We start from the raw sequence: 18157 nt of genomic DNA on the forward strand, positions 1-18157 counted from the left end.
GCTTTTTGGACCATCCTGTTCCCGCTGGAGAATTGGACCTTCCTTGCGGTTGACTTACCGGGCCGAGGCCCGGACTCCATCGGGGTTTCCACGTTCCACACACGTAAGTTACGGCTGGGGTGGGTGCCCCCTCTATCCCGGAACCGGCGGTGTCCTCCTTCCGGTCTCAAATCTCCGGAAGTCGCCTGACGCCTCTCAGCGTCGGGTTCTATAGCTGCCGACTGCGAACCACCAGGCAGCTTCAACCTTACGAGACATCAACAGGGGTTCACGCGGTTCACCCGTCCAGCCTTTCCCTAGCCTGTTGCTTCCCGGTGGCCGGGAAACTCTTGGGCTTGAACACTCAGCTTCACACCCCGCTGTTACCGGCGACGCATGTGAGCGCGGGAACGGATACGGACACTAATCCGGGGTCAGCACATTTCTCCTTCCTTCGTGGCTTTCCCACTTAACGTGTGCGACTTCGTGTCGCACCTTGAGGCGGTTGAAGCACCGTCCCACGACCTCGCGATGCTTGTAGCGTCGCGGTCGAAGGTCGGCGATTGGACCGCCGCGGCTGCCTCGACGGTTCAAAGAACGCACGTCGACCAGGCGAGGGTTCACCGAGCGGCCCTCAGCGGACGAAACGCACCGCGGGACGCACCCGCGCCGCGAGGTCGGACAGCAGCCGGTCGGCCTGCGGCAGTACGCGGGGTCCGAGGGCGGCGGTACCGACGGCGACGGCCACGCCGGTCCACGCCACCGGTCCCAGCGGTGTGCACCCGAAGAAGTGGCTGACTCCCGGCGTCTGGACGAGGGCGACGAGCAGCACGGCGGTCCCGAGGACGGTGACCAGGACCAGCGGGCTGTGGCGGCGCCCGACGACGGTCTGGGTGAGCTGGGCGCCGACCACACCGCACAGGGCCATCGTGCTGGTACGCCGGACCGAGCCGGGGGTGAGCCCGCCGAGCAGCCACGCGACGGCCGCGCCGACCCCGGTGATCACGCCGCGGTGGCGGATCTGACGAGTCAGCGCCGGCCCGAGGACGGCGAGACCTACGGGTTCGTCGACGTCGGCAGGCTCGCGGGTGGGCTCCGGGTCGAGCGGGGTGACCGCGACCGCCATCGCAGGGAACATGTCGGTGAGCAGGTTGACCAGCAACAGCTGTCGCGTCGACAGCGGCGAGGTGCCGGACAGCAGGGTGCCCAGTACGGAGAAGCCGACCTCTCCGGCGTTCCCGCCGAGCAGGATGCTGATCGCGTCGGCCACGCTCCGCCACAGGGCACGGCCCTCGCCGATGGCGTCGATGAGCACCGACAGCTCGTCGGTGGTGACCACGAGGTCCGCGGCATTGCGCGCGGCGGCCGACCCACGCGCCGCGATGCCGACCCCGACATCGGCGGCACGGATGGCGGCGGCGTCGTTGGCGCCGTCCCCGACCATGCCCACGACGCTCCCCGCCTCCTGGAGCGCCTCGACCACCAGCAGCTTCTGCTCGGGTGCGACGCGGGCCACGACGCCGCAGTCCCGGAGCAGGTGCGCCCGCCCCGCCCGGTCGAGCGCGGCGAGTTCGTCGCCGGTGACGACCGTGACGTCCGGCGGCCAGCCGAGGGCCAGCGCCACGGAACGGGCGGTCTCGGGGTGGTCGCCGGTGAGCATGACGGGTCGTACGCCGACCTCGCCGAGTCCGGCCACGAGCGGGGCCGAACTGGCGCGAGGGCGGTCGGCGAGCGCCACGAACCCGACGAGTTCCAGCAGTTCGAGTGGCTTGTCGAGTGCCTCGGTCGCCTCCTGCGCCGCGAGGTGGCGTCGGGCGACGGCCAGCAGCCGCAGGCCCCGGGCGGCAAGGGCACGCGCCGTGTCGACGGTTGCCGGATCCGCGTCGGGGCAACACGGCAGCATGACCTCGGGAGCTCCCTTGACGACCAGGGTGTCCGTGCCGTCCGCGTCTCTTCCGACGGCGGCCGCGTAGCCCCGGCTCGCTTCGAAGGGCTGGGCCCGCAGGACGGTCCACCCGGTCTCCCGCGGGGCGGCGGCCAGGACGGCCTCGTCGGTGGCGTGGGCGTGGACGCCCGGCTGCTCGGCGGCGCGGGGACAGGCCCGGGCGGCGATGCGAAGGATCTGTTCCGCTTCAGGGGCCGAGGTCTGGTGCTCGGCGCCGGTGGCGGTGACCAGGCAGACGACTCGCAGCCGGTTCTCGGTGAGGGTCCCGGTCTTGTCGAAGCACATGGTGTCCACCCGGCCCAGGGCCTCCAGGCTGCGCGGCGTGCGGACCAGGACGCCCAGCCGGCTGAGCCGCCGCGCCGCGGCCATCTGTGCCACCGTCGCCACCAAGGGCATGCCCTCGGGAACGGCGGCCACCGCGACCGCCAGCCCGCCCTGGAGCGCGGTACGCACCGGGCGGCCGCGCAGCAGGGACAGAGCCGCCACCGCGGCGCCGCCCGCGAGGGTCAGGGGAAGCGCCCGACGGGTCAGCTGGTGCAGCCGCGCCTGGACCCCCGCCGACGGGGGGACCCGGGCGGCGAGGGACGCCGCGCGGCCGGCCTCGGTCTGGTCGCCGGTGCCCACCACCACGGCGCGGGCGTGCCCGGCCACCACCGTGGTGCCCTCGAACGCCATCGAACTGCGGTCCGCGACGGACGGCTCCGCCACGGGCGCCACCTGTTTGGGCGCGGGCAGCGACTCGCCGGTCAGCGAGGACTCATCGACCTCGAAGCCGCTGACCTCCAGCAGACGTGCGTCGGCCGGCACCACGTCATTCGTGCGCAGCTCGATCACCTCGCCGGGTGACAGTCGTCCGGCCTCGACGACGGTTGGTTCGTCCGCCGACACGTCGGGCAGGCGCCGGGCCGTGCGCCGCTGCCCCGTGGCGAGTTCGGCCAGCGCCCGCTCAGCGCGTAGCCGTTGCACCCCGCCGACCAGGGCGTTCCCGGTGACGGCGCCGACGACGAGGAACGCGTCCACCACGGACCCCAGCAGCGCGGACGCGGTGGCGCCGATCAGCAGGACGGGGGTGAACGGGTCGTCGAGTTCGGCCCAGGTGGCGCCCGCCAGACGCGCGCCGATCCGGACCGGCGCGAGGATCGGGTGGGCGGCAGCGGCGTTGAGGGCGTGGCCGGTCCGGCCCCGCACCACCTCCCACGTCGTGGGCGCGGCCCGCGGCGCCCTCGCCAGCCGGGCCATGACCTCCTCCGGATGCAGGGCGTGCCACGGCACCCGCGGTCCGGGATGCGGGGACTCGCCGGAAGCGGCACCCAGCGCGCCGCACCAGCCGGACACCAGAGCCGCGGCGGCGGCGATGGTGACCGGGCTGATCCGCAGTTCGAGGGGGAAGGGGACCGGTTGGGTCCGGGCCCCGCGGGTGAGCACCAGGAGTTCGGAGAGCGTGGCACCCGCCTCGGCGAGGAACTTGGCCCGACGGCCGGCCGCCCGTGCCGCGGGCACGGCGGAAAGCAGCCGCCACGCACCCTCCAGACCCTGCAGAGGCAGGACGTCCGCACCCCAGACGACGGCCCCGCGCTCGTCGGCGAGGGCCACGGCGACATCACTGCCGAGCAGCCCTTCGAGCACGTCGCGGGCGGCGTCGGCCGACGCTCCTTCCTTCGCCGTCCGGTCGGTCGGCGCCCCCTCCGCCGCCGTCCGGTCGATCGGTACGCGCGCCACCGTCAGGACCGTCCGCCCGCCGTTCCGTAATCCGGCCACCACCTCGGCCAACGGAAGCCCCGGAGGGGTGAGTTGGTCGGCCAGGGTCCCGAACTCGCCGAGCGAGCGGTCATCCGGCACGACGACGTGCAGACCGGCCCGGCGCGCGGCGTCCAGCACGGCCTCAGCCATCGGATCGAGTTCCCGGCCGACCAGGACGGTGCCGACATCCCTGCCGCGCACCGACGCGATCATCAGGCCGGTGTCGGGCGGTTCCGTGTACGGCGCCGCCTCGTCGGGCACCGGCCGCAGGCCGAGCCCCGGTTTCCCGGCCCGGGACACCAACGCCCCGTCCTCGGGCGTGCACAGGGTCGCTGTGGCCTCCCGCCACAGTCGGCGGTGATCCCATCCGCTCGCGCTGGGATGGACCTCCAGCACGGTGCGCCGGGTGCTGCGCAGCGCTCCTGGATGGAGGACGACGGTGTCCACGATCTCCAGTCGGCGCAGTCGCTCCGGGCTGCGGACCAGCACGTTCTCGCGTGCCAGGACACTGCCGAGCGCTGCGGTGAAGGCCGCCGGGCCGTAGCGCGCGGCCTTGGGCGAACCGGCGAGTGCGGTCTCCGCCGCCCCGTCGAGACTGTGGGTGAACAGGAGCGCGGTGACGGCACCGCCCAGCATTCCGTTGATCGCGGCGTCGGCATACTGCTCGCCGGGGCACGAACGCAGCGGCGGGCGCACGGTGTCGTCCCCGCCCACCGTCGGCCTGCCCGGGACACACAGGGTGTCGTGCGCCGCGTCGAATGCCGCGAGCCGGGCGACGGACTCCGTCAGCTGGGCGATCCGCAAGGCCGCGTCGAGCAGCAGCGGGCTCGGCGACTGCCCGATCCCGCAGGCGGCAGCATGGGCGGCGGCGAGTGCCAGGTCGGCCAGGTCCGGGCCCAGCGTCCGGTTCAGCGCCCCCCGTACGCGGGAGTCCTCACGCATCACGACGGCTGCGGCAACGACGATCTCCGGCACGGATCTCAGCGGGATCGTCCTGGCCACGAGGGCGGTGGCGATGCCTACCGCGTCGCAGGCCACGGCGACCGCATTGACGCGCACACCTCCGGTCGTCCCCGGGTGCGTGTGCTCCAGCGCCTGGTCGTCGACGCGCACCAGCCCGTGCCGGGCGGCGATCTCGGACACCCGGTCCACCAACTGCTCATCGACCGCGGCCTCGGTGGTCTGCACGACCAGCCGTTCCAGGCCGCCGTCCCAGTAGGCGACCAGCACATCGGGGTGCTCGGCCAGTTCGACGGCCAGTTTCTCGCAGGCGGCCTCGAATTGCTCCAGGGCCGGTCTCCGCGTCTCCGGAGACCGCCGCAGCGCGAGGTGCATGCGGGACCCGGCACGCCAGTGACCGGTCCGCGGGGTCATGGCGTTGCGGGCGACTCTGCCGACCCGCACCGCGGTCTCCGACACCTCCGCCGCACCGCTCAAGACGCCACGCGCACCGGCGCTCACGAGTTCGGCGGCCATTCGTGCCGTGTTGGTGGCCGGCGGGGCGATCCGGCGTGCGGCCCCGACCGGGGCCGCCAAGGCGTTCTGCAGGACCACGGCGGGCAGCCCGGTCAGCAAGCGGAGCAGCATGTGTCACCTTCGCGAGCCTGCCGCATTGGGCTGGGGCGGTACGGACGGTGGGTCGTCGGAGCGGGGGAGTAAGGATCGTCGAACGGGGTCGTCGAGCGGGTTGCGGACACGGCGGCCGGCCGTCGAGCGCGTGATGGTCGTGGTGATCGGCCGCTGTGGCGGACGGCGGCGCGATGGCCGGCTCCCACGTTCGGCCGCCGAAGCGGGCGGGGCGTCGTCAGGTCTTCTTCCGCCCACCCGCCCGGGTACGCGAGGTGCCCGCCGCGGTGCTCTTGGTGGTCCGCCCGGACGGGCGGGCCTTGGCCTTGGTACTCGCCGACTTGGGCGTGCGGCTCTTCGCCGTCCCCGCACTTGCCTTACTGGGACGGGTCGTCGCCTTGCCGGAACGGGACTTCGCCTTGCCTGCGACGGTCGATGCCTTGGCCGACCTGCCGGTGCGCTTCGTCCGCGATTCCTCGGCACGGGCCTCGTCGGCCGCCGCGGCGTCCTTGGGACGCTGCTGGGTGAGCCACACGGCTGCGGCGCCCGCCGCGGCCAGCGGCCATTCGATCACACCAGCCACACCGAGCAGCCCGGCACCCGTGTACGCGGCGACGCGCCGCGCGCGGGGCGAGACGATCCCGACGGAGTCCAGCACACCGTCGACGAACTCCTTGGCCCGGTCCGCGCCAGGAACCTTCTCCACTGCCGCCGTCATCGTCTCCATGGGGTGCGTGAGCGTCTCCTGAACGGGATGCCGCTCCTTCGTGTCCCCTGAGCCGTGCGCATGGGAACTGTCAGTCATGGTCCGCACTCCCTCCGTAGGACAGGTGAGGCATGCATCGAGGTTGTGGCATACCTCATATTCTCGACAACCTTGACCAGATCCGGCAATTTCGGCAACTCTGAAAGTGTCTACCCCATCGGAGGACGGACTCGACGATGCGGCGCCTCGCCGCGCGATTCCCTCCGCCGGACGAGCCGAGGCAATGTCCGCCGCTCGGGGGAGACGCCCCACAGGCACAGCGATGGCGACGCCGTCCGGGCCTCGGGCTTCGATTCCCACTTCTGCGGAGGCCGCCTCATGCGCATCGAACTCACCTGGCCGCGTCCCGACACGGACGATCGGACCCTGACCCTCGTACTTCCGGACCTCCCTGACCTGCCCGCCCGGCTGTGCGCCGCTCCCGTCACCCTGTTGCGCGCCGTCGTGTGCGCGGAGCCCCTGCTCTCCGCCGCGGTCGGCGCCGTCGGCGCCGGCCCGCTGACCCGGGCCGCACTGCCGTACGCCCTGCGGTTCGCCCGGCAGGCGCTCGACACCGGTACGACCGACCGTCGCCCCCGGCACGACTGACCACCGCCGACGGGCCACCGTTCGAGACCCCCACCGGGCATCCTCACGCTGCGATATGTCAGTGCGCCTGCAGAATCGACCAGATCGTCACGTCGCCCCGCCGTAGAAGGCGCGGAGGCGCACCAACGCCTGAAGGTCCGAGTCCGATTCCCGAAGCCTGTAGTCATCGCCGTCCTCAGTCATGGCGGCGCCCTAAGAACACGCGCAACTCCCGGCTGCGCCCGTACACCTCGCCCCCGGTCGCCCATTCCGGTCTGATCCCGGCGGCCGGCGCCCGTTTCGCCTGTGCGAGGGAGAGCGCCGGCTTGGTGGCGAATGCGTGATTCCTGGGGAACCCGCCGTCGCCATCCGCGCCGGATCGGCGAACCAGTCGACCTGCACGTACAGGTCCCGGTCGACGAGGGCGTGGCCCCGCTCGGTCGCGTACATCGTGTACACGGCGACGATCACGTTCTCGACCCGGCACATCGCGCCGGAATACTGCCGACCCGAGGCCGCGGTCTTCGGCCCCTTCCTGGCCTGCCCCGTCTCGTCGAAGAACAGGCCCCCGTCGTCGGTGCCGAGGCGCCGGGGCAGGAACGCGCGCACCACGGTCTCTCGTGGCGTCCTCCTCGCAGGCCGAGCTCGGCGGCGGCACCGGCGGCCAGCTCCAGTCGGTCCGGGTCGCCGCCGATGATCTGGACCGCGTTGCAGTGCAGGTCGTCGCGGATGATGGCGAGCTCGCGCCGGACCACCGCGGGGTCCGAGCGCTCGCGGGACATCCGGCCGTGCACGACGAACCCGGTGTCGTAGGTCATTCCTCTTGCTCGCATGGTGACGTCCTCTCTGGCGCTCTCGGGCGGGTCGAGATTGACAGGGAAAATGCGTGTACGCAAGTTTACTTGTGCGCAAGTTTGCCTGTACGTAAGTTTGCGTGTGCGCAGTCCTGTGTGGAACGCTGACACCGTGACGACACCATCGCCAGGACTGCGGGAGCGGAAGAAGCAGGCAACGCGCGAGGCGCTGCGCGAGGCGGCCCTGCGCCTGGCCATGGAGCGCGGCCCGGACCAGGTGCGGGTGGAGGACATCGCCGAGGCGGCCGGGGTCTCGCCGCGCACCTACAACAACTACTTCGCCAGCCGCGAGCAGGCGATCGTCTCCGCTGTCACCGCGGACCGGGAGGCGCGGATCGCGGCGGCGGTCGCGGCCCGGCCCGCAGGAGTGTGCCTGGCCGACGCCGTCACCGAAGCAGTGGTCGAGCAGTACACGAACGCCGCTGAGCGCGAACACGAGGCGCTGCTGCTGATCACCACCCGGACCGCGCTGCGCGACGCGTTCCTCGATACCACCGTCGGCATCGAGCCCCCTCTCGCGGCGGTGATCGCCGAACGCCTGGCCGACGCCGGAGCGCACACGGCCCGCGTTCTCGCGGCAAGCGTGGCCGCGGCGGTTCGCATCGCGTTGGAAGGCTGGCTCCGGCCGGCCGGGAACGCAGAGGAAGACGGGAGTTTCGGCGCCGGAGGACTGGTCGTGCCCTCCGGCTCACTGCCCGACCAGCTCCGCGCGGCGCTGGCCCCGCTCGCGCCCGCGTTCGACGCCGCCCAGCGACGCGCCCAGCCGTGAAGTCGACCCAACCGTCGAAGACGCTCAAGTACGGGGAGACGCCCGTCGTCACGCTGAAGGCGGCCGTGGGTTGACCCGCCGCCGCGGCGGCCCCGTGCAGGCATCCGCCAGACCGACGGAGTGGGCACCGAGTGGCGTCAACTCCAGCCGGGAGCGGGACCGTCCAATACCGGCGATCAGGATCGACATCCGGAGTGGAGAACGAGCGGGAAGCAATTCAGGGAAGACCTCGGCTGCGCAGGGTACGGCGCGCTACTCTTCGGGGCCCCGACGGCGCTCGCCCTCATGGACTGGCGTCCGCTGCTGGTCTTCCCAGCTCTTCTCCTGGCTCAGTACGCGGCGAGGGTGCTGGGCCCGCTGTTGCGCGGACGACGGAAGCTGGGCAAGGCGGCACTGGTCGTCGCCTGGCCGGCCGGCGTGGTCCTCTCGGCCGCTGTGGTGGTCTTCGGGGTGAACCTGCTGTCCGACACCGACCCGGGCTGCACCCCCTCGGAAACGGTGCGGTGCAACGTTGTGATGGACGGGCGGGTCGTCGGTGAAGCCGACGCCTCCGACGCGGACGGCGAGCGCGTCCAGAACGTCCTGACCTCACTGTCCGTCATCCTGCTCGGTGCCATCCCGTTCGGCATGCTGCTCCGGAACGGCTTCCGCGCTGTACGCCGCCGAAACCGACACGAGCCGCAGGCATCCACCATGCGGGCATGAACCGATGAAGCAGAACAAGCTCAGACGCGGACTCGTCGGGCGGCCGGGACACTCGAAGAGGGACGAGCGCGGACGATGCAGCTCATGTCGGGCTGCCCCGTATGCCTGATCGCGCACTGGGCTTCGGAGCAACGGCGGAGTCGTACGAACGGTTCCGGCCGGGGTATCCCGCGGAGGTCTTTGACATGGTGATGGCGTACGCGGGTCCTCCGGTTCGGACCGCCCTGGAGACTGGCGCCGGGACAGGCAAGGCAACCCGCCTGTTCGCTCAACAGGGGGTCGCGGTCATCGCTACCGATCCCGACGCGGCCACGCTCGCAAGCACGTGCCGACGGACGTCCGGACAGCGCGGGCAGCGTTCGAGGACCTGCGGCCAAGCGAGAAGTACAGGCTGGTTCACCCGGGAGCAGCGCTGCACTGGACCAAGCCGGACGGCCGGTGGTCGCGCATGGCCGCGCTGCTGGAGCCGGGTGGCGTCTTCGCCTCGTTCGGCGGGCCCCTGCAGCCGGCCGACCCGGCTGTCGAGGAAGCCGTCCGTGCGATGCGGGCACCGTCCGGGTCAGCTCGGTTACGAATCGTTTTCTGTTGGACGGACGTGCTGAAGCGGATCGGACAGGGAAGCGTGGCGGGTTGGTGCTTCGCCCGGTGGGCTTGTCACCGGTTGTGGTCAAGATCTGCCGAGTTACGGGTCTGTCCCAGCGGGCGTTGGCCGCGAGCAGGTGCGCGGTGGTGGCGGGAACCGCCGTCCCGGCCCGTCGGTGGCGTGCCTGTGAGCGTTGCGGCGCGCTGTGTTCGGGCCCTGTATTCCGCGCCGGACGGCTGCAGGGGCTGGGTGCGGCGGGGACGGGCGCGGGCGGGGTGCGCCCGGTGGTGGTGCGCGTTGTGCCCGGCCGTGCGTGTAACAGGGGTGTATTAGCGGGTGGTTGGGCGGAACGCCTCGTCGGGCCGGGCGGCTCTGGGTGGGCAGAAACGCTCGCTCGTACCGACCCGTACCGAGCGACCGACACCCCCCACTGACACTGAGGAAGAAACGATGCGCGTACACAAGCTCACCTTCGCAGCCCTGACCGTTGCCGCGGGTCTCTCGCTGACGGCCTGTCAGAACGGCGACGACATGGGACAGGCCGCCCCGTCGTCCGTGTCCAGCGCGTCTTCCGCGAGCGGCGGTTCGGGCTCGAGCGGTTCGGATCAGGGCGACGGGAAGAACCCCGCAGGGAAGGAGTCCGGCGGGCAGGGCACCGCCGCCGGGACCGGTTCCAACGAGAACGGCAAGGTCGGCAAGTGCCGCACCGACGAGCTGGAGATCACGGCGATGGACAGCACCATCGACGGCGACCCCGACGGCACCGTCGCGGTGGAGCTGAAGAACGGCGGCGGCCGGGACTGCGGGCTCTCCGGGTACGCGGGCGTCGACCTGAAGACCAGCGCGGGGACGCTGTCCGCGAAGCGCACCGGTGAGAAGGCCACCCCTATGACCCTCAAGGACGGGAAGTCGGTGTACTTCGGCATCAACTACCCGATCAACAAGTCGGGCGGCTCCGGCGTCCGCATCACGGGCCTGGTGGTGACCCCGCCGGACGAGACGAAGTCGGTCACCCTCGACTGGCCGGGCGCCGACACGCTGCCCGTCACGGACGGCTCCGGCTCCCAGGTGAAGGTCGGCCCGATGGGGAGTGCCGGTCAGGGCGGCTGACCCGCGCATCCCAGGGTGCTCAGCCGCACCGCGCCGCTGCCTGAGCACCCGCACGTGCGGAACGCAAGGCCCTTTTCAGCCCCAGCACGCTGAACTCGACACAGAAGTCGTGGGCGGCGTACCGCACCGTGGAGTCCGGCATCTCCCGGGCACAGGCGTACCTGCTGCTCGACATCGCCCACGCTCCGGCGCCGCTTCTTGAACCCGCTGGAGCGGAACACGCAGACCACGGGCCGTCGAAGCCCACGTCGGCGCAGGCTCGCACCCCCGCCAGGCCGGCCGCGGCTGGTGACGGAGGTTTCGGAGGTCGGGCTGGGGTCGGAGCGGGGAGTGTGCCACGGTGAACGCATGACGTGGAACGCCGTGGTCGGCGTGGACGTCGACGAGTCGATGATCGCGACCGCCCGGCGCCTGGCGCCGGAGATCCGCTGGCACCAGCACGATCTGGTCGGCCTCGACCTGGGGCTGTTGTTCGATGTCGTGGTGATGGCGGGCAACGTTCCGCTGTTCACCCCGCCGGGAACGGAACCGGCCCTGGTGGCCGGGGTGGCAGGTCACGTCCGTCCGTACGGCCATCTTGTTGCGGGGTTCTCCCTGGACCGCGGTTACACGCTGGACGACTACGACGCTCACTGCCGTGCGGCGGGACTCACCCTTGAAGCCAGATACGCGACCTGGTCCCGAGCCTCTTACAACGACGGGGAGTACGCCGTTTCCGTGCACCGCAGACTCTGACCGTCCGTGGCCGGGCCGGCGGTCGGGAAAGCGAGTGCCGGAGGGCTTCGGCCAACTCCGCTGGACAGTCGCGCAGCAGGTGGAACCCGGATCCGTGATTGACATCGACAGCTCAAGTGCCGCTGGCCGAGGCGGCGGTCGTGCGACCCGTTCCCGGCCCGTGGACATGAAGGTCAGCCGAGTCCGCTGACAGGACCGGGCAGGCTGCCCCGTTGCCGGGAGCCGCGCCGACCCTCAAGCGGCACGGCTCCCTCCCCGCGGCGAGGATCCGGGTGCTACGGCCACCGGCGATCCGTCCCCGGATCCGGCATGCTGCCTGGCGGGCTCGCCTTCGAGGCCGAGTTCGACGGCTATCGCGTGCGACGCGGACCCCCGGCTGGTCGTCGCCGTCGGTCGGCCGCTGCCGGGCAACCGCAACGACTGCAAGGCGTGGGAACTGTCCGGCGCGAAGGATGCAGTCGGCAGGGCCACGATGATCGCGGACGGCGGCTACCGCGGCACCGGCCTGGTCATCCCGCACCGCCGCGAACGCGGCCGGACCGACCTCCCGGACTGGAAAGAGGACCACAACCGCTCACGCCGCAAGGTCCGCGCCCGTACCGAGCACACCTCCGCCCACATCTACGCCGCGCACGGCGTTCCGGCCGTACGGCTGCGCTACAGCGTCGGGGGCGGCAAGGTGCGCTGCTTCGTGGAGGGGCCGGCCATGACGGCCGCCGTACCTCGGATGCCCGGCTTCGCCGAGGCCGAAGTCCGCGCTCACCGCGCGCAGAGCCACATCCAGCCTGTCCGGTTCGCCGTCACGGCCGAGGCGGAGGGGGCGTAGTGACCACTGCCATCGACATCACTGGGCATGCGGAGTCCAATGCGCCGGTGACGCACTGCTACGTACACGGTAGGGCACAGCCTCGGAGCCCTGTCCCGGGCACTTGGGCACGAGGGGCCCAGAGCAGCGGGGCCTTTCATCCGGATCGACCTGTGAGTCAGCGGCGGGCGCCGTCGTCCGTGTTTGGCCGGAGACCGACTGTTGACCGTCAGCGCCATTCATGGGTAAAGGAAACGTAAAACCTCTGGGTGGGTGTCCGAATCAGCTGAACCGCCTGACTGGTTCGGGCGAAGGGATCGCAATCCGTACCGACCAGAAGGTCGCCTGGCCCCACCAGGAAGCGGCGTGGCGCTTGAGTCTGAGCCCGGCCCGGCGGTGTTTTGTCGTCCGGTGTACGCGTCGTGGGCGCTGCCCCTGCGGCGCCGTCGTGCGCGGGGTGTGCCCGGTTGCCTCCACCGTGACCATCAGTCTGCACCCGGCACGCATGCCTTGGACAAGGTTCTGCCGGTCCGGTGCTGTCGGCCCCGGCCTCTAGGCTGCGAGGTATGACCCGTTCCTGGACACGACTGCATGAGCACCTCGGCGCTGCTCCCGGCCCACCGGACTCCGACATGGTCCGCCGGGCCGCTGCCGATCCGACGACGCAGTTCGGCCTCGATCCGCAGCTTTGACCGCTCCACCGCCTTCGCGGCGTCCCCGTTCCACAGACGGTTACCGAGAAGGCGCCGTCGCCACCAGAAAGCAGATACGCCCGTGTTTCACGAGACCCCGATCTACAACCGCCTCATCGCAGAGCAGGGAGATATCCCTGCCCAGGTGCGTGGCGAAGCCCAGAGACTGGGAAGAGAGCTGGAACGGGTCATACCGCCCTTGCACCTGTCGGTCCCCGTTGCTCAGAACGGCCCTCCTCCAAGACCGCGCGCCTGACTGAAGACCCGGTTGCGCTGGGCGAGCAGTACACCCAGCACGCCTCCTGGACCAACGCGAGGGGTACGCGTCTTGACGGAAGGGAAGAGATCGCCGGGTTCAGTGCTCCGGCGATGAAGAGCTTCCTGCACGACTCCTTTGCCCGGTACGACGTGGTCAAGATGCTGGAGACAGCCCCCGACGTGATCGCGGTGAACGTGGTCCAGACGCCCACCGACAGCACGGGCAACCCTGTCGACGGCTCGCGGGGAGCGACGCTCCATGTGATCGCCGGGCAGGTGGACGGTTGGCGCATCGCGGCCGGCCAGAACACGGCCGTCGCCCCGCAGGCTGTCTGACACCCGGCTCCGGTGCGGGCCCGCTGCCCGGAGTCGATGCCCTGATCGAACCGCTCCTCCCGCCGCCGACGTCGACAACGACCTGGTGGTTGGTGGAGTACCCGTAGTCCTTCGACTGTTCGGCCACCGTGTGGTCGCGGGTGGGCGCCAGGGCGCCGCCCATCATGAGCACGTATCCCGCCGAAATCGGCGCCTCGGCCGCGGTGCCGGGCGGGGTCCCATGTCGGCGATCACACGGCCGACTGCCGACTTCGGGATCCCGCCACGGGCCCGCCGGTCCTGCACCGGCAGGCAGCGTTCCTCGCCCCGGTGCCCAGGCTGAGGTGACGGGCACGTGTGCGCCCCACGCCACCGGCGTGTGCAAGGCCGGCAGCCCGCATCCGGCGGCAGCCAGTTGACGTAGCCCAGCCGGACCGGCTGCGAAGCGGACAGCCGCCCGGCCCGGCGCTTGAGATCGTCGGCCCGGTCCAGCAGGGCGCGGGCGTGCGGCAGCAGAGCGCGGGCGTGCGGCAGCAACGCGGTACCCGCCGCGGTGAGCGCGACCGAACGCCGGTCCCGTCGAACAGGACCACCCCGAGATCGCGTTCGAGCGCCTTGATCTGCTGGGACAGCGACGGGCCGGCGATCTGCAGCCGGGCCGCCGCCCGGTCGAAGTTCGGCTCCTCGGCGACGCATTCGGCACGCACGGTGCCGCAGGTCGGTCAGGGCCTTCCAGAGTTTGCCGCCTACTTCAAAACGTCGAGCAGCTGCTGCGCCAAGGCGCTGGCAGAGGCTGGGTTCTGCCCTGTGTACAGATTGCGGTCGACCACCGTGTACGGCTTCCAGACCTCTCCGCGCTCGAACTGTACTCCGAGCTCCTTCAGCTCGTCCTCCAGCAGCCAGCGGGCCTTGGACGCCAGTCCGACGGCGTCCTCCTCGTCGTTGGTGAAGGCTGTGACCCGGTAGCCGGCAAACGGAGAAGCCCCGCGCACCCTGGTGGCCAACATCGCGGCGGGGGCATGGCAGACCACTGCGAGCGGCTTGCCCGAGGCGAGCGCCGCGGTCAGCAGCCGACCCGCGTCGGCGTTGAGCCACAGATCCTCCATAGGACCGTGGCCGCCCGGGAAATAGACGGCGTCGTAGTCCTCCAAGCGAGCGTCGGACAGCTGGATCGGCCGTCGGATCTCCTCCGCGGAACGGATGATGTCCTCCATCTCCAGGGCGATCTGGGCACTGCCCGCCATGTCAGGGCGCAGGCTCATCATGTCGACGCTGGGGACCACGCCGTTGGGAGTGGCCACCACGACCTGGTGGCCGGCTTCTGTGAGTGCCTTGTACGGCGCCGCGAACTCCTCGGCCCAGTAGCCGGTGGCGTGCCGGGTGCCGTCCTTGAGAGTCCAGTAGGGAGATCCGGTCAGCACGAAGAGCAGCTTCGCCATCGTTGATCACTCCTGCGTCCAGGTTCGCGGGCCGCGTCCGTACCGCGGAACCGCCGCTTCATTGCCACGATCCCGCACGAAGCGGTCACTCGCACCCGTGACCGCCCCTGGTCCCCCTTCCCGGCCTGCGGGCAGCACCGCCGTACGCAGTGCCCATACAGGGTGGCGACTGCGGTTCGGTGGAGGAATGCCTCGGCCCGGTCCCACGACCAACCGTTCCCGACACCAGCGTGCGCCAGCCACTGGGGCCGAACCGGAACCACATCGGGCCCGCCGTCTCCTCCACCGTGCAGCAGGGCGGTGGAGCCGGAGTGCGGAGGTGACGGCCCACGGTACGAAGCGCGTCTCGGCAGTGGCGAAACGCACGCTCGCACAGCACCTCACTGTGCTCGTGCGAGGGCAGGGCCTTGCGGATCGCCTCGTGCACGGCGAACTGTCCCTTGTCGCCCAACCGCGTACCCCGGGCGAGGGCTTCCACGACCGTCTCGGGCGTCCGCGGGGCGAGAACCTGCTTCATGGTCTGCTCGTAGCCCGACGCGGTAATCCTCTTGTCGACCACCCGGCTGAGGATGGCGCTCTTGCTGTCCGCACTCGCGAGAACGGCCTTCGACGCGCCCCCGTCGCCGTCGCGATGTCCGCGACGGTCACTCCTCGTCGAGGCCACCCTCCGCCACGAGGTGGAGCGATCACGTCCAGGGCGTCGTCCACGCCGACAGGAGACCAGCCCTGATGTCCCGTGATGTCCAGCACGGCGATCGCGGCATTCTTCAGCACGGAGAGCCCGCCGGGCAGAGCCGTGCTGGTGACCGGGGCCCGGCGTGTGGTGCAGGAGGCTGTGATCGGGGCAGTTCGCTTGTCTGCATGAGGTGTTGAGGTCCGAGCGTTGTGGTGTGAGACTTCTCCCGGTCCGCGGACGCGGCGGGCGAGCGGTTGTTGCGGGTGGTGTGGGGGAGGCAGCGGCGATCTGCGGCTCGGGGCGGCTTCCCACGCCGTGACCACCTGGCAGGACGGATGGCATCACACGGTCCGGGCCGTCGCCACCATGCGCAACCACGTCCTCGGCGCATGAGCAGGAAGCACCGTGGCTCGGCATCGGGATGCCACCGCTCTTGCTCACGGCAGACGTAGGTGTGTGACACCGGACGAAGGAGGTCGGGCTCAGATGAAGCCGGGCAGGATTTCAGCGACCGCGACGGCCTTGGCGGCCACGATCGTGCTGGCCGTCGGGGGTGTGGCGTCTCCAGCGATGGCTTCGGCCTGGACGCGGACGGGGGACTACTACCGTTGGACCGGGTTCAACGCGTTGGAACGCGGGCAGGGCGTGGCGACGGACGGGACGTACTTCTACTACGCCGGACCCGGCGGAATGGTGAAGGCCACCGTCGCGAACGACTCGGAAGTCGCGTCGTCGATGTTCCCAATTCCGTCGGCGATGAGCCGGACGTACGGCAGCGATCACATAGGTGACGTGGAGTACCACGACGGCTACGTGATCGCGCCGATCGAGGACGGCGGCAGTGACTACCGACATCCGCTGCTGGCGCTGTACAACGCGAGTGACCTGAGCTACACGGGCCGCTACGTGCAACTGCCGCTCGCGCAGATGCCGGGTGGCGTGCCGTGGGTCGCGGTGGACGCAGCCGCCGGACTGGTCTACACCGCGCCCTGGACCCAGGACGCCGCACAGGGGACGAACAAACTGGTCGCATACAGCCTGAACGATCTGCTGACCCTTCCGGCCGGCTCCACGCTCCCGGTGGTGAACACCGTGACGCTGTCGCAGCCCCTGAGCAGGATCCAGGGTGCCGCGATGTGGCAGGGCAAGCTCTACGCGTCCGTGGACGACTCGGCCAAGTCGGTCTACTCGATCGATGCGGCCTCCGGACAGGTCTCCCATGCGTTCGATCAGGACGTCGAGTCCGGGGACGAGGTCGAGGGGATCGCCGCCTGGGACTTCGGTTCGGCAGGTCAGCTGCACATCGTGCACGTGGGTTCGGGCTGGAATTCGATCTTCCTCTACCTCCAGCACTATTCCCGGACCGGCTGACCCGTCGGGGCATCAGGAACCCATGCATGACCAACCGGTGTGCTGCCGGCCCGGTATGCCCATGAAGGTCAATGTTCGGAGGGCCGACGGTGTACTCGGCGCTGCCGCCACCCGTGGGACCGAAGAGCTCTGAGAGGGGTCTCGCCGAGGCCGGACACGACGCTGTTGTGGGCCGGCCCGGTGAGTCGACATCTTCTTGATCTCGCGGCGCTCATGGCCGCCGTCGGCCTCGCTGCTACGGCCGCCCCGCCACCGCCGACGACGGGGGCAACGCCCCCACTGCCGTCATCTTGAGCGGATCACCGCATGCGGGCCCCGCGAACCAGCCCATAGCAGTTCTGGACCGGTCACGGTGACTGTCGGCAGACCGGCCGCCAGGGCTCCGGCGCGTGGGGCGGTGAGGTGCGCGCCGCGCTCCGCCGCTGACCGTGTCCCGCCGGTTGTCGGCACGCGAGAGCGCCGTCTCGGCCTCGCGCAGCCGCGCCACAGCCGCACGCCGGTCATCCGTCATCACGGCGGCTGCCGCCTGCTGTCCGCGCAGGAACGCCACCAGGCGCGGACCCGAAGCCGGCCGCCTCGCGTACCCGAATCTCTGGGGCCGGGGCCAGCGGCGCGGCGACGACGGCCGCCGGGGTTTGCGTCATGGGCTCGTCGATGGTGGTGGATGGCTCCAACTCGGCCAGCTGGGCGGCACGCTGGTGACAGGGACGAGTTCGGCGAGGCGGGCGAGAGCGGCGCGGGCGGCCTGGGCCTGTCGGACCACCTCGGACAGTGTCTCGGCGTCGAGCTGGTCCAACTCGTCACCCAGGGCCGGTAGGCGCAGGTCGGCGAGGATTGCCAGGGCCTCGGCCCGCAGGGCGTCGGGGCCAGGCTGGTGCTTCCTGCGGTGGGCCCGCATCCGGCACTTCCCGCTGTGGAACTCCCGTGGCCGCCCTCGGCCTGGCTTCGGCGGCGGCAGCGGCTCGCCGCACCCCTCGCACATCGCCAGTGTCTCCTGCTCGATCACCTCCACCGGCTCGGCTGCTGAATTTCCTTCACCATTTTTTGTCACGAACATGAGTGTGACGAAATTCGGGGGAAGTTCGGCGTATCTCGGGATGCTGATCGGGCGTGACTGAGGTTCACTAAAAAACAGACGTCGGTTGTCAATGCCGGTTCCAGGCAGGTTTTCTTAGTGGGAGTCCGGGAATCCATGGCTTGATATCGACGAGGGGGCGCCACATCCGCACCCCCTGCGCCATCATCGGTGCAGAGTTGGGGTCGAATCAGAAAGGGAATTCAA

At 70.7% G+C, this 18157-nt stretch carries 14 protein-coding genes and 3 pseudogenes; 9 read left to right on the forward strand and 8 right to left on the reverse strand.

Annotation, left to right across the window (positions count from 1 at the left end; translation table 11 throughout):
- Positions 1–613 precede the first annotated feature (613 nt).
- The gene (locus AMK22_RS17465; RefSeq protein WP_073786058.1) at positions 614–5251 is read right to left on the reverse strand and encodes a cation-translocating P-type ATPase; all 4638 of its coding nucleotides are present in this window, start codon (positions 5249–5251) and stop codon (positions 614–616) included.
- Positions 5252–5468: 217 nt separating this feature from the next.
- Positions 5469–6035 (reverse strand): hypothetical protein, encoded by a 567-nt coding sequence (locus tag AMK22_RS17470; protein ID WP_143203574.1) that lies wholly within the window; start codon positions 6033–6035, stop codon positions 5469–5471.
- 279 nt (positions 6036–6314) lie between these two features.
- Between AMK22_RS17470 and AMK22_RS17475 the strand changes: the two genes are divergently transcribed.
- Entirely contained in the window at positions 6315–6584 is a 270-nt protein-coding gene (locus tag AMK22_RS17475) for a hypothetical protein (protein ID WP_073786062.1), read from the forward strand.
- A gap of 192 nt (positions 6585–6776) precedes the next feature.
- Here AMK22_RS17475 and AMK22_RS42330 read toward each other — a convergent pair whose 3' ends face one another.
- Both AMK22_RS42330 and AMK22_RS40925 read right to left on the reverse strand, forming a co-directional pair.
- A complete protein-coding gene (locus AMK22_RS42330; protein ID WP_158072058.1) occupies positions 6777–7175 on the reverse strand; it encodes a transposase in 399 nt (132 codons plus the stop codon).
- Between the two features lie 23 nt (positions 7176–7198).
- Positions 7199–7381, reverse strand: a pseudogene (locus tag AMK22_RS40925) (hypothetical protein); the annotation flags it as partial.
- 148 nt (positions 7382–7529) lie between these two features.
- On the opposite strand from AMK22_RS40925, the gene AMK22_RS17490 reads away from it, so the two are divergent.
- From AMK22_RS17490 to AMK22_RS17505, 3 genes are all read left to right on the forward strand, one after another.
- Positions 7530–8186, forward strand: coding sequence for a TetR/AcrR family transcriptional regulator (locus AMK22_RS17490; protein WP_073786066.1), 657 nt, complete (start codon positions 7530–7532; stop codon positions 8184–8186).
- A gap of 285 nt (positions 8187–8471) precedes the next feature.
- Entirely contained in the window at positions 8472–8891 is a 420-nt protein-coding gene (locus tag AMK22_RS39530; protein WP_073786068.1) for a hypothetical protein, read from the forward strand.
- Between the two features lie 1033 nt (positions 8892–9924).
- Positions 9925–10584 carry a DUF4232 domain-containing protein gene (locus AMK22_RS17505; protein ID WP_073786070.1) on the forward strand — a complete coding sequence of 220 codons (660 nt, stop codon included), beginning with the start codon at positions 9925–9927 and terminating at the stop codon, positions 10582–10584.
- A gap of 19 nt (positions 10585–10603) precedes the next feature.
- Here the strand turns inward: AMK22_RS17505 and AMK22_RS39535 are convergent, their stop codons facing one another.
- Entirely contained in the window at positions 10604–10759 is a 156-nt protein-coding gene (locus tag AMK22_RS39535) for a hypothetical protein (protein WP_158072059.1), read from the reverse strand.
- A gap of 137 nt (positions 10760–10896) precedes the next feature.
- On the opposite strand from AMK22_RS39535, the gene AMK22_RS17510 reads away from it, so the two are divergent.
- The 4 genes and pseudogenes from AMK22_RS17510 (at position 10897) to AMK22_RS17520 (ending at position 13410) form a co-directional block, all read left to right on the forward strand.
- Complete coding sequence (locus AMK22_RS17510) at positions 10897–11319, forward strand: class I SAM-dependent methyltransferase (RefSeq protein WP_338014174.1); 423 nt, start codon at positions 10897–10899, stop codon at positions 11317–11319.
- Between the two features lie 352 nt (positions 11320–11671).
- Positions 11672–11941, forward strand: a pseudogene (locus AMK22_RS17515) (transposase); the annotation flags it as partial.
- A 749-nt stretch (positions 11942–12690) separates the two neighbouring features.
- Entirely contained in the window at positions 12691–12816 is a 126-nt protein-coding gene (locus AMK22_RS41800) for a hypothetical protein (RefSeq protein ID WP_274535427.1), read from the forward strand.
- Positions 12817–13089: 273 nt separating this feature from the next.
- Positions 13090–13410 carry an SgcJ/EcaC family oxidoreductase gene (locus AMK22_RS17520; RefSeq protein ID WP_242434033.1) on the forward strand — a complete coding sequence of 107 codons (321 nt, stop codon included), beginning with the start codon at positions 13090–13092 and terminating at the stop codon, positions 13408–13410.
- A gap of 366 nt (positions 13411–13776) precedes the next feature.
- On the opposite strand, the pseudogene AMK22_RS41805 reads toward AMK22_RS17520, so the two are convergent.
- Together AMK22_RS41805 and AMK22_RS17530 are read right to left on the reverse strand one after the other, a co-directional pair.
- Positions 13777–14096: pseudogene (locus tag AMK22_RS41805) on the reverse strand (LysR family transcriptional regulator); the annotation flags it as partial.
- 39 nt (positions 14097–14135) lie between these two features.
- Positions 14136–14828 carry a type 1 glutamine amidotransferase domain-containing protein gene (locus tag AMK22_RS17530; RefSeq protein ID WP_073786072.1) on the reverse strand — a complete coding sequence of 231 codons (693 nt, stop codon included), beginning with the start codon at positions 14826–14828 and terminating at the stop codon, positions 14136–14138.
- Between the two features lie 1162 nt (positions 14829–15990).
- Between AMK22_RS17530 and AMK22_RS17540 the strand changes: the two genes are divergently transcribed.
- Entirely contained in the window at positions 15991–16875 is an 885-nt protein-coding gene (locus AMK22_RS17540; RefSeq protein ID WP_073786076.1) for a hypothetical protein, read from the forward strand.
- Between the two features lie 640 nt (positions 16876–17515).
- Here the strand turns inward: AMK22_RS17540 and AMK22_RS17550 are convergent.
- Positions 17516–17926 carry a hypothetical protein gene (locus AMK22_RS17550; RefSeq protein WP_143203575.1) on the reverse strand — a complete coding sequence of 137 codons (411 nt, stop codon included), beginning with the start codon at positions 17924–17926 and terminating at the stop codon, positions 17516–17518.
- Between the last annotated feature and the right edge of the window lie 231 nt (positions 17927–18157).

It is taken from the genome of Streptomyces sp. CB01580 (assembly GCF_001905795.1).
Lineage (GTDB): Bacteria > Actinomycetota > Actinomycetes > Streptomycetales > Streptomycetaceae > Streptomyces.

Bases quoted from the DNA above. Each gene is read 5' to 3' on its own strand.
- AMK22_RS17465 (WP_073786058.1), bottom strand. From the start codon at position 5,251: ATGCTGCTCCGCTTGCTGACCGGGCTGCCCGCCGTGGTCCTGCAGAAC.
- AMK22_RS17470 (WP_143203574.1), bottom strand. From the start codon at position 6,035: ATGACTGACAGTTCCCATGCGCACGGCTCAGGGGACACGAAGGAGCGG.
- AMK22_RS17475 (WP_073786062.1), top strand. From the start codon at position 6,315: ATGCGCATCGAACTCACCTGGCCGCGTCCCGACACGGACGATCGGACC.
- AMK22_RS39530 (WP_073786068.1), top strand. From the start codon at position 8,472: ATGGACTGGCGTCCGCTGCTGGTCTTCCCAGCTCTTCTCCTGGCTCAG.
- AMK22_RS17505 (WP_073786070.1), top strand. From the start codon at position 9,925: ATGCGCGTACACAAGCTCACCTTCGCAGCCCTGACCGTTGCCGCGGGT.
- AMK22_RS39535 (WP_158072059.1), bottom strand. From the start codon at position 10,759: ATGTCGAGCAGCAGGTACGCCTGTGCCCGGGAGATGCCGGACTCCACG.
- AMK22_RS41800 (WP_274535427.1), top strand. From the start codon at position 12,691: ATGACCCGTTCCTGGACACGACTGCATGAGCACCTCGGCGCTGCTCCC.
- AMK22_RS17530 (WP_073786072.1), bottom strand. From the start codon at position 14,828: ATGGCGAAGCTGCTCTTCGTGCTGACCGGATCTCCCTACTGGACTCTC.
- AMK22_RS17540 (WP_073786076.1), top strand. From the start codon at position 15,991: ATGAAGCCGGGCAGGATTTCAGCGACCGCGACGGCCTTGGCGGCCACG.